This is a genomic window from Chrysiogenia bacterium (assembly GCA_020434085.1).
Taxonomy (GTDB): Bacteria; JAGRBM01; JAGRBM01; order JAGRBM01; family JAGRBM01; genus JAGRBM01.
The window spans coordinates 1-11218 of the sequence record JAGRBM010000488.1; the positions used below are offsets into that span (position 1 = coordinate 1).

The 11218-nt window shown below is 62.5% G+C and carries 10 protein-coding genes; 9 read left to right on the forward strand and 1 reads right to left on the reverse strand.

All coding sequences use genetic code 11. From position 1 onward, the window contains the following. The 8 genes from KDH09_16415 to KDH09_16450 all read left to right on the forward strand — a co-directional run. Positions 1 to 354 (forward strand): hypothetical protein (locus KDH09_16415; protein ID MCB0221282.1); only part of this gene is annotated, 354 nt, incomplete at its 5' end. Positions 355 to 447: 93 nt separating this feature from the next. After that, positions 448 to 2025, forward strand: coding sequence for a bifunctional phosphoribosylaminoimidazolecarboxamide formyltransferase/IMP cyclohydrolase (gene purH, locus KDH09_16420; protein MCB0221283.1), 1578 nt, complete (start codon positions 448 to 450; stop codon positions 2023 to 2025). Between the two features lie 155 nt (positions 2026 to 2180). Continuing rightward, complete coding sequence (locus KDH09_16425; GenBank protein MCB0221284.1) at positions 2181 to 2408, forward strand: hypothetical protein; 228 nt, start codon at positions 2181 to 2183, stop codon at positions 2406 to 2408. 143 nt (positions 2409 to 2551) lie between these two features. Further along, on the forward strand, positions 2552 to 4213 hold the full coding sequence (locus KDH09_16430; protein ID MCB0221285.1) for a Na/Pi cotransporter family protein: 1662 nt from the start codon (positions 2552 to 2554) through the stop codon (positions 4211 to 4213). Positions 4214 to 4377: 164 nt separating this feature from the next. Continuing rightward, positions 4378 to 4854: a hypothetical protein gene (locus tag KDH09_16435; protein ID MCB0221286.1), complete on the forward strand. Its 477-nt coding sequence runs from the start codon at positions 4378 to 4380 to the stop codon at positions 4852 to 4854. Between the two features lie 27 nt (positions 4855 to 4881). Beyond that, positions 4882 to 6114, forward strand: coding sequence for a bifunctional phosphopantothenoylcysteine decarboxylase/phosphopantothenate--cysteine ligase CoaBC (coaBC, locus tag KDH09_16440; protein MCB0221287.1), 1233 nt, complete (start codon positions 4882 to 4884; stop codon positions 6112 to 6114). A gap of 148 nt (positions 6115 to 6262) precedes the next feature. Then, entirely contained in the window at positions 6263 to 7042 is a 780-nt protein-coding gene (locus KDH09_16445) for a uracil-DNA glycosylase (protein MCB0221288.1), read from the forward strand. Between the two features lie 22 nt (positions 7043 to 7064). Continuing rightward, positions 7065 to 9512 carry an adenylate/guanylate cyclase domain-containing protein gene (locus KDH09_16450; protein MCB0221289.1) on the forward strand — a complete coding sequence of 816 codons (2448 nt, stop codon included), beginning with the start codon at positions 7065 to 7067 and terminating at the stop codon, positions 9510 to 9512. A 69-nt stretch (positions 9513 to 9581) separates the two neighbouring features. On the opposite strand, the gene KDH09_16455 is transcribed toward KDH09_16450, so the two are convergent. Beyond that, positions 9582 to 10685 (reverse strand): NAD-dependent epimerase/dehydratase family protein, encoded by a 1104-nt coding sequence (locus tag KDH09_16455; protein MCB0221290.1) that lies wholly within the window; start codon positions 10683 to 10685, stop codon positions 9582 to 9584. A gap of 316 nt (positions 10686 to 11001) precedes the next feature. Between KDH09_16455 and KDH09_16460 the strand changes: the two genes are divergently transcribed. Further along, positions 11002 to 11218, forward strand: a 217-nt coding sequence (locus KDH09_16460; GenBank protein MCB0221291.1) for an enoyl-CoA hydratase/isomerase family protein, incomplete at its 3' end; no start/stop codon positions are given.

Here is an 11218-nt window from a genome sequence, read left to right on the forward strand (position 1 = left end):
AGAAGCAACGCGCCCTGGGCGCAGCGCACCCGCACGCTCATCGATCTCATCATTCCCAACGCGAGTGCTTACCGTGAGCAGTTCATCGAGCCGGGCGGCTGGATCGATCGCGCCGCGACCTTCGATTACTCGGATTCCATCGAGGAAAACCCCGACTTTCCGCCAGAGTTCACGAGCTTCGTCCACTTCATGAACTACTGCGCCGACGCCTTTCCCCGCAGCGTTGGCGAGGTCCCCCTCACGCGGCTTCCCGCTCACGTCCTGCGCGTGCTCACCCGCATGCCGCGCGAGGGCGTCTCCCGCGGCACCTGGTGGAAGACCCGGCCCGAGTTTGCCTCGCATCTCGACCAATGAGGGCCCTGGGCCCGCTTTGACCCCCGGAGCCCCCCGCGCTAAATGGCTCTCGCGCCGCCCGACACACCGGGGGCATCCATCCAGGGGGAGTCCATGAGCGAGAAAATCACCCGCGCACTGCTGTCTGTTTCCGACAAAGAAGGCATCATCGAGCTTGGCAAGTTTCTGGCAGGGCAGGGCGTCGAGATCCTCTCCACCGGCGGCACGGCCCACAAGCTCACTGAGGCCGGCGTGCCGGTGATCGAGGTCTCCGACTACACCGGCTTTCCCGAGATGATGGACGGGCGGGTCAAAACCCTCCACCCGAAGATCCACGGCGGCCTGCTGGCCCTTCGCAACAATCCCTCCCACGTGGAGGCGATGAACGCCCACAACATCGGCGGCATCGATCTTGTGGTGGTGAACCTGTATCCCTTTGAAGAAACCATCGCCAAAGAGGGCTGCGCGTTTGAGGATGCCATCGAGAACATCGACATCGGCGGTCCCACGATGCTTCGCTCGGCGGCCAAGAACCACGCCCACGTGACCGTGGTGGTGGAGCCCGGCGACTACGGGCGCCTGATGGATGAGATGAAGAGCGGCTCGACCACCGCCCAGTTCCGTTTCGAGTGCGCGTGCAAGGTGTTCTCCCACACCGCCGCCTACGACTCGGCGATCTCGAACTACCTGACCGCCCGAGAGAGCGCAGACGCAGAGCCCGCACAATTCCCCGGGGCGCTCAACCTCAACTTCGTCAAGAAGCAGGACCTGCGCTACGGCGAGAATCCGCACCAAAATGGCGCCTTCTACGTTGAGCGCGCGCCCAGCGAGCCGTCGATCGCGCTGGCAAAGCAGCTCCACGGCAAGGAACTCTCCTACAACAACATTCTCGACACCAATGCAGCGCTCGAACTCGTCAAGGAGTTTGCCGAAACGGCTGCCATCGTGGTCAAGCACACCAACCCCTGCGGTGCCGCGCTGGGCAGCTCGATTTCCGAAGCCTACGAAAAAGCCCGCGCCACTGACCCGGTCAGCGCCTTTGGCGGAATCGTGGCATTGAACCGCCGGGTGGACATGGCGACGGCCGACCTGCTGGCCGAAACCTTTCTCGAAGTGGTGATCGCGCCTTCCTATGAAAAGGACGCGCTGGCCAAGTTGCAGGAGAAGAAGAACATCCGCCTGCTGGAGCTTCCCTTCGAGGGCGGCGCCTACAGCGAGCTGCCCAAGGGCACGGCCGGCTGGGAGCTGCGCCGCGTCGTGGGCGGCCTGCTGGTGCAGGAACTCGACCGCGGTGACGCGCCGCAATCCGACTGGAAAGTCGTAACGAAACGCGCGCCCAGCGAGGAAGAGATGCGCGCGCTGGCGTTCGCCTGGACCTGCGGCAAGCACGTCAAGAGCAACGCCATCGTCTATGCCCGCGAGGGGCAGCTCGTCGGCGTGGGCGCCGGGCAGATGAGCCGCGTGGATTCGGCGCGCGTGGGCGTAGAAAAAGCCCAGCTTCCCATCAAGGGAACGGTGGTGGCCTCGGATGCCTTCTTCCCGTTCCGCGACGGACTCGATCAGCTCGCCGAGGCCGGCGCTGTGGCTGTCATCCAGCCCGGCGGCAGCGTGCGCGATGAGGAAGTCATCGCCGCCGCCGACGAACACGGCATGGCGATGGTCTTTACCGGGTACCGCCACTTCCGCCACTGAGATAGCGAAGCACCGATCAGCGCTTCCCCCGAGTCTGGGGAAGCTGCCCGAAGGGCGGAAGGGGGCGTTCGTTCCCAGGCGACTCTCCCCCTCAGTCCGGCTTTGCCGGACAGCTCCCCCGGCGACGGGGGAGCGCAACACGGATGGGCTTTCACATGAGCGAGGACATGGGGATCATCCACGAGTATCACCTGGCGGAAATGCCCAAACGCCGGTTGCTCGATCTCTATCGCAAGGGCGCCAAGCTCTACAAGATCTGCGAAAATCCAGAGTGCGTTGCCTACGAGCAATACACTCCCATCACCTCCGAAGAAGACTTCATGACCTACTGCCTGCAGTGCGCCCGGAAGGTGCTTCGCTACGGCGTCGACTACCAGCCCTGAACGTCCCTCTGGCTTGCCCCGCATCGGATTGCTCCAGAAGGCAATCCATGGTTGCGTCAGCAGGCAAATGGGAATATATCGCCCTCCCAGTTGTTGCGAATTTGTAACGGCAGCCTTGTCATCACAGCCGGGAGCCATAACTCGTGATCAAAGAACTGGTGTTCTTCGTCCTGGGCGGTCTGGGACTCTTCCTTTACGGAATGAAACTCCTCTCCGAGGGCCTCCAGGTGATGGCGGGCGACCGGCTCCGGCGCATCATCAGCGCGGTGACCGACAACCGCGTGCTGGGGGTGGGCACCGGCCTGCTGGTGACCATGATCGTCCAGTCCTCTTCGGTGACGACGGTGATGGTGGTCAGCTTCGTCAACGCCGGCGTGATGGAGCTCATGCAGGCGGCCAGCGTTGTGCTGGGCGCCAACATTGGCACGACGATCACGGGCTGGATCCTCGTTCTCAAGATTCACAAATACGCGCTTCCCATCCTGGGGCTCGGCACCTTTGCGCACCTGTTCGGCCGCAGCGACAAGCTGCGCTACGCAGGCCAGCTCGCCATGGGCTTTGGTCTCATATTCTTCGGGCTCTCACTGATGAAGGACGGATTCTCGCCGCTCAAGGACCATCCGGGCTTTGCCGAGATGATGCACCAGTTCGGCGCCGAGACGACCATTCGCCTGCTCATGAGCGTGATGGTCGGCGCCGTGCTCACCATGATCGTGCAGAGCTCGAGCGCCATGCTTGGCGTGACGATCGCCATGGCCAGCGTGGGGCTCATCGATTTCGAAGGGGCCGCAGCCCTGATCCTGGGCGAGAACATCGGCACCACAATTACCGCCCAGCTCGCCGCCATTGGCGCCACCACCAATGCCCGCCGCGCAGCCATGTTCCACAGCCTGGTCAACGTATTCGGCGTGGGGGTGATGGTACTGCTCTTCCCACTGTGGATTCACGCCGTGGACGCAATCATTCCAGGCCCGGCGGGTTTCGTGGACGCCGCCGGGGAGCGCCCGAACATCACGGCGCACATTTCGATGGCGCACAGTTCCTTCAATGTCGTGATGGTACTGGTGGCACTGCCGCTGCTGGGCTGGCTGGTGCGCGGCGTGGAACGCATCGTTCCCGAATCGAAGAAGGTTCACACGAGCCTCAAATTCCTGCACACTAGCATGATCGAAGCTCCTGCGCTGGCCATCGAGCAGGGGCGCCAGGAAGTCTTCCACATGGCCGAGATCGTCAAGGAAATGCTGGAAAAGACCGCCGCCTACTACGTCGACATGCGCAACCCGAACATGGCAGAGCGCGACCGCGTGCTTCGGCTCGAGAAAATCACCGATGTCATTCAGCACGAGATCACCGTCTTCATGGCGCGCGTTGCCGAGGCCCAGATGACCACGGCGCAGAGCGACGAGATCCGGGCCATCGTGCGCGAGGCCGACGAGCTCGAGAGCATTGCCGATTACTGCGAGCGGTTGGTGGGCTATCGCTCGCGCGCGCTCAAGGACGGGGTCGAATTCTCCGACGCCGCGCTGGCGGACATCCAGACCCACCTGAAGGCGGTCACGGACTTCTACGAGGCCATCATCGCCCACGAGCGGGCCGAGGACAGCGCCTGGATGCCCGAGATCCAGACCGAGGGGGACCGCCTCAAAGAGCTGGCCGACCGGATCCGCGACGCCCACCTGGAGCGTGCCGGGCGCAATGAGTGCAATCCCACCGCCGGAATCGTCTTCAGCGACGCGATCGTGGCCCTGCGGCGTATCCGCAATCACTCCTACAACCTCGCCGAGGCCTTCGTCGGGCAGAAGTAGCCCTTTGCCCTCCTTCGAGGATCCCACCGTTGCCACCGGCCGGGCCGGGTGGTAGAAAATACCAGTGAAAACAGCCCGTTGAGGCATCCGGGAATTCCCGGGCGCTTCCGGCCCCACGCCGGCAATTGCCGTCGCGGCCCGGGCAGGGAATTTCTGGAGAGTAAATGTCACCAGCACTCATTGCTGTTCTCGTTCTGGTCGCGATCATTGTCCTGTTCTTCGTCCTCAAGGGCGGGGGCGGAAGTCATTACGAGAAGATGTCGCCCGAGGAACTGGGCAAGGTGGCTGCCGAGCAGGCCGAGGCCTACAGGGCCCAGCACAAGCAGAGCACCGGTGAAGAGCTCGCGTTCGAGCGGGCCAGCCTGCCCAGGCTCGACGCCGTTCTTGAGAAGAATTACACCCAGAACATGCTCGATCAGAAAACCATCGAGCACATGGGCATGTTCCTTGGAGAGACCATGCGCCACGAATTCGGCGGCACCTGGCGCTACAATGACGGCTTCGGTGAGCTGTGCCTGGCCATGACCGACGAGGGCTTCATCTTCCCGGTCAGCCAGATCAAGCGCGCGCTCGATCACAAGGAAGCCGGGCAACTGGCTTCCTACGCCGACTCGATTGCCGAGCGGCACGAGGACGCCTGAGCGGCCCGGCCCGGGGCGGAGAAACCAATGGACCCGCGACTTGAAAACAGAACGATCGTGCTCGGCATCTCGGGCGGGATTGCCTGTTACAAGGCGTGCGAGCTGGTGCGGCGCCTCACTCAGGCCGGCGCGCAGGTGCGCGTTGCAATGACGGCCTCCGCCCGGCAGTTCGTCCAGCCCATGACCCTGCAGACGCTTTCCATGAATCCGGTGGCGACCGAGCTCTTTGATCTCACGCAGGAGAGCGAGATCGGGCACATCAACCTTGCGCGCGCGGCCGACGCGCTGGTCATTGCGCCGGCCACGGCGAACATCATGGCCAAGCTCGCCCACGGCATTGCCGACGATGTGCTCACCACGGTGGCGCTGGCCTGCACGGCGCCGCTGGTGATTGCGCCGGCGATGAACGTGCAGATGTGGCGCCACGTAGCGACGCAGACCAATCTCAAGACGCTTCGCGAACGCGGCGCCCACATCGTCGATCCCGGCGCGGGCGACCTTGCCTGCGGCGAAGTGGGCGAGGGGCGCCTTGCCGAAACCGAGCAGATCATCGAGGCCATCGCCGCCTCGCTCACCCCGCGCTCGCTCCAGGGCGTCCGCTTCCTGATTACGGCGGGTCCCACGCGCGAGCCCGTCGATCCGGTGCGCTACCTGACCAATCGCTCCAGCGGGAAGATGGGCTACGCTCTCGCGCGTGCGGCCCAGCGCCGCGGCGCGCAGGTTACCCTGGTGAGCGGCCCGGTCAGCCTTGCACCCCCGGCGGGGATGAAGCTCATCAAGGTCGAGACCGCGCGGGAGATGCATGATGCCGTGATGGGCGAGCTCGACAATTCCGACGTCATCATCAAATCGGCGGCCGTGGCGGATTTTGCCGTGGCGGGCGCCTCCGAGAAAAAGCTCAAGCGGCGCGAGACCCAGCCGACCATCGAGCTCACTCCCAATCCCGATATTCTGGCGGCCGTCGGCAAGAAGAAGGGCCAGCGCGTGCTGGTCGGTTTTGCCGCCGAGACCCATGACCTCAAGAAATACGCCCGCGAGAAGCTGCGCGAAAAGAACGCCGACCTCTTCGTTGCCAATGACGTGGCGCGCGCCGATGCGGGATTCGATGTCGATACCAACCAGGTGGAACTCTTCTTTGCCGACGGGCGCGAAGAGTCAACCGGGCTTCTGAGCAAGGACCAGGTGGCAGAGCGCGTGCTCGATGCGGTGGAATCGCTCCTTCCGGAGATCCATCGCCGCAGCAACGAGATGCCGGCCTGAGAGGGGCTCTGACTGCGGGAGGGACTTCGCGTGAAGTCCGGGCGCCCGCATGTCTTGGGGACCAGGGGGGACGCGCGTGAGCGAGGACATTGCAGCCCTGCGCAGGGAGATCGGCCGCATTCGCGGATCCATCGCCCATCTGCGTGCCATGGGAATCGACTACGTGCGCCGCGGCCATCCGGCTACGCCGGTTTCTGCTGAGAAGGTTGCGCCTGCCACCGTTCAGGAAGCCGCGCCGGTTGCCGCTGAACCCGCTGCGCCCCCGGCAAAGCCCGCGAAGAAGTCTGCCACCAAAGCGCCAAAAGCCCCCGAAGCACCCGCGCCGGTTGCGGCTGCTGCTGCCGGCGAGAGCCTCGACGACATTCGCGCCGACATCGGCGATTGCACCCGTTGCAAGCTTCATACGACGCGCACCCAGATCGTCTTTCACGACGGCGGCATGGGCGCGCGCGTGGCCTTTGTGGGCGAGGGGCCCGGCAAGGACGAGGACCTCCAGGGTGTGCCCTTCGTCGGCCGTGCGGGCAAGCTGCTCACCGACATCATTGAAAAAGGCATGGGGATCCCCCGGGCGGAGGTCTACATCTGCAACGTGGTAAAATGCCGCCCCACCGAGAACCTGGCCTTCACCAAGGACCGCGCCCCCGAACCCGACGAGGTCGAGGCCTGCAGCGGCTTTTTGAAGCGACAGCTCCGTGTGGTCAGACCCGAGGTCATTGTCACGCTGGGCAACCCGGCGACGAAGTTTCTGCTCGATACCAAAGAGGGAATCACGCGGCTGCGCGGCTCCTGGCACAAGTGGGAGGGCATTGACGTAATGCCGACCTTCCACCCCGCCTACGTGCTGCGCAACCCGCCATCCAAGCGCGAGGTCTGGGCTGACATCCAGCTCGTGATGGACAAGCTGGGCATCGAACGCCCGGCGCGTTGATGAGGGAAATAGGGAGAAGGTTATGAGGTTTCTGAGGCTCTCGGGATTCAAAATTGGCATGCTGCTGACGGCGATGATCCTGTTCGTCTACGTGGTCGATCAGGTGCAGGATCATCCGCTCGCGTCTTTCTTTCGTCAGGTCGAGCTCAAGGCCTACGACTATCGTTTCAAGCTGCGCGGCCAGCGAAACCCCGGCGAGGACGTGGTGATTCTGGCCATCGATGAGAAAAGCATCGAGGAACTCGGACGCTTCCCCTGGGCCCGGCGCGTGTTCGCAAAGGCAGTCGACAACCTGCGCAAGGACGGGGTGGCGGTGGTCGCCAACGATATCGTTTTCAGCGAGCCAGATCCCGCCGACGGCGATCTCGAGAAAATCTGGGCGCTGGCCAAGAAATACCAGACCACAGGACTTCGCAGCCCGGAGGTCCTGCCTTCGAACTACGACGATGCCTTCAGTGACGTGCTGGCCGGCCTGGGAGACCGTGAAGACGCCGAACTTCGACAGAAGGTCGCGCGGTTGCGCGACAATGTGCGCAAGAACGCATCGAGCTACGAGCAGCAGAGCCGCCGCTTTTATCAGGACATCAAAGAACTTGCGATCGGCGCCAACGACGAGGCCTACGCAAAGGAAATCGAAAAGCTTCCGGGCTTTGTCGCGGGTTATTTCTTCTATGACTCCCTTCAGGAGGTCGAAGGCCTCAAGGAAGAGGACTACCGCACGGGCAAGGAGATGATCGATCCCTCACAGATCGCTGTTCGCGAAATGCCGAGCGAGATCGAGGAATTCGAACCCTATGGAATCCTGCATGAGGCCGTGGGCGTTCGGACCAACATCACCCCCATTTCGAGTGCGGCCAGGCACCACGGTTTCTTCAACGCCCAGCAGGATGTGGACGGCGTTCTTCGAACCTATCGCACAGTTGAGCGTTTCGAGGACAGCCTTTACCCCTCGCTTGCAGTGGAGGCGGTGCGGGCCTTCTATCAGCACCTTGATCCCGAGGGACCGGCCGACATCGTCTCCGACTACCAGCCCGGCGTCGGCCTTCTCTCGCTCAATGTGGCGGGAACCAACGTCCCCATCGATGAGCGTGGCGGCCTGCTGATCAACTACTACGGTCAGAAAAAGCAGTTTGCCCACTACAGTTTTGCCGACGTGGTGAGCGGCAATTTCAAACCCGGGACTTTCAAGGACAAGATCGTCCTCATCGGTTCGACAGCCATCGCCGTGTTCGACCTTCGCCCCACGCCGTTCCAGCGCAACTTCCCCGGTGTGGAGATCCATGCCAGCGTCGTGCAGAACATCCTCTCCAACAACTTCATGCAGCCGCGCGGTTACACGCTGCTGGCATCGGAATTCGCACTGATCCTGTTGCTGGGCATGTTTCTGGGAATCTTTGTCCCGCGGGTTCGCGCAGTGCTGGGGGCCGCGGTCAGTATCGTTCTGCTGATCGGCTTTACCGCAGCAAACTTCGCAATGTTTGATCAGGGGGTGTGGCTCAATTTTATCTATCCTGCACTCACGATCATCATCGTCTACGGCGGTATCACGATCTTCCGCTATGCCACCGAAGAAAAAGAGAAGAAGCAGATCAAGAGCGCCTTCGGGCTCTACCTGCATCCGGCGATGGTCGATCAGCTCGCCGAGCATCCCGACTCCCTGAAGCTCGGCGGTGAGCGCCGAAACCTGACGGCCTTCTTCAGCGACATTCAGGGTTTCTCCACCTTCTCCGAAGGAATGGAACCGGAAAACCTCGTCAATTTCCTCAACGAGTATCTCACCGAGATGACCGAGATCCTCCAGAGCTACGACGCCACCGTGGACAAATACATCGGCGATGCCATTGTGGCTTTCTTCGGTGCGCCGCTTCCCTTCGAGGACCACGCCATCAAGGCCTGCCATGCCACGCTCGACATGCAGCGGCGTCTGGACGAGCTGCGCCACGGCTGGAAGGAGCAGGGCCTCCCCATGGTCTACCAGCGCATCGGCATGAACACCGGCGATGTGGTCGTGGGGAACATGGGATCGAGCAAGCGATTCAACTACACGATGATGGGCGACACGGTGAACCTGGCGGCGCGCCTGGAATCGGGTGCCAAGCAATACGGCATCTACCAGATGATCGCCGAGGAGACCGAGAAAGCCGCCCGCGAGGCAATCGAGACCCGCTGGCTCGACTACCTGGTGGTCAAGGGCAAGAGCATCCCGGTGACCATCTACGAGCTTATTGCCAAGAAGGGCGAGCTCGACCACGACCAGATGTGGCAGGACACGCTGGGACTGTGGAAGGACGGCATTGCCGCCTATCGCAACAAGAACTTCATGCAGGCACTCGCCAAGTTCGAGGAGATCCACAACAGCGTGCGGCCCGGCGATTCGCCCTCCAAGGTCTACATCACCCGCTGTCAGACCTTCATTCAGAACCCGCCGCCCGAGGACTGGGACGGCGTCTGGATTGCAACCAGCAAGTAAGAAACAGCGCAAAGAAAAAGGGCGCGGCCAGATGGCCGCGCCCTTTGTTTTGGCGACCGGGAAGCGGGTCTAGGCAGCCTGGTCCTTGCTGCGCACGTTGGGGAGCCAGCCTTGGGCGATGTACCAGTCGATGGTCTCGTGGAGGCCTTTCCAGGCATCGGGGTATTCCAGATGGAATCCCGTTCCCATCAGCTTGCTCGTGTCGAACATGTGGTCTGAGCTGATGTAGGTGAAGAAATCGCGATCGAGTTGCGGTTTGATCGTATCGGGAACCGGATACTTCTGCTTCATCTTCTCCCAGCCCTCGCCAAGCTTTTCATTGCCCTTGTCGAGCAGGTTCTGGGGAATCAGGTTGGCGCCGTACCCGATCGCGCGGGCCAGTGGCTGGGGAATCGCGTAGTGCTTTGCCTCGGAGATCCCGAATTCCTTGCGGAAGAAACTGAACATTTCCGACCAGTAAACCGGGGTCTCATCCGCAATGTGGTAGGCCTCCCCCAAGCGACCGTTCTCCAGCAGATGAACCAGCGCGCGTGCGACGTCGATGACGTGCACCTGCTGGATCTTGACCGGGATCTTGATGTCGGGACTTTCCTTCATTCCCAGCGCGCGCATCATGGCCATCATCGCGATGACCGTCGCTATCGGGTAGCGGCTGCGCGGGCCGTAGATGACCGAGGGGCGAAGCGAGACGACGGGAAGGTCGTAGCGCTCGAAGTAGCGCAGCGCGATGTCCTCGCCCTTCTTCTTGGACTTCTCGTAGTCGTTCTTGGGATTCTTGGCGTGGGTCTCGGTGATGGGCGTTCCCATGGGAAAGCGGCCGTAGACGCCGATCGTGGCGACCTGCACGAAGCGTTCGAGGTCGGCCTCTAGTGCAGCCTGGCACATGTTGCGCGTGCAGGTCGCGTTGGCCTTGTAGAGGGCTTCCTTGGTGGCGTCGAAGCGGAAGAGCCCTGCGACGTTGATGACGTGAGTTGTGCCGAAGGTGATCTTTCGCGCTTCGTCGAGGTCGGAGAGATCGGCCTGCATGTATTCCATTTCGAGCTTGGCCAGCTCGGGGCTCGGCCCTGGCGCAAGGTCCGAGGCCCGCACATTCCAGCCCGCTTCGATGGCTTTTCCTACGACGTAGGTCCCCAGGAACCCGTTGGCGCCGTTGATGAGCAGTTTCTTGTCCATGTTGATTCGCCTCCTGCGTGGGCATTCACAGCGGGGCGGTTGCGGGAAGGGGCCTCCCAAAAGGCCGGGGCGTGCGTGCAACAACCTTGTGACGCCGAGCGTCAACTTTTCTAACAGACCGCCCCCGATTGGTCAAACGCCGTTATGAGCTCTAATATCCTGGAATCACTGGGGTATTCGATACTTCTGAGGCTCGCGTCAGTCGCGAAATTGCCCGGACGCGGGGCCATCGGCCAAGGTTGGAACCGGCGCGCCGTAGCCCCAGGCACCGCTGGGCGCCGCGCGCGCATCGAAACAATGAGCGAAGAGAGATTTCATGAAAGAACTGGCCGGTGGGCGCGTCCTGATAGAAGAGCTCGCGCCCTACATCACCCGCATCACCCTCAACGATCCCGATCGCCGCAACGCGCTCGACCTGGAAATGCTCGGCGCGCTCGATGCCGAGCTCAAGGAGCTTGCCGGCAGCGAGATTCGCGCGCTCATTCTCACCGGCGCAGGGCGCGCTTTCTGTGCGGGTTTCAACATCGGGCGTA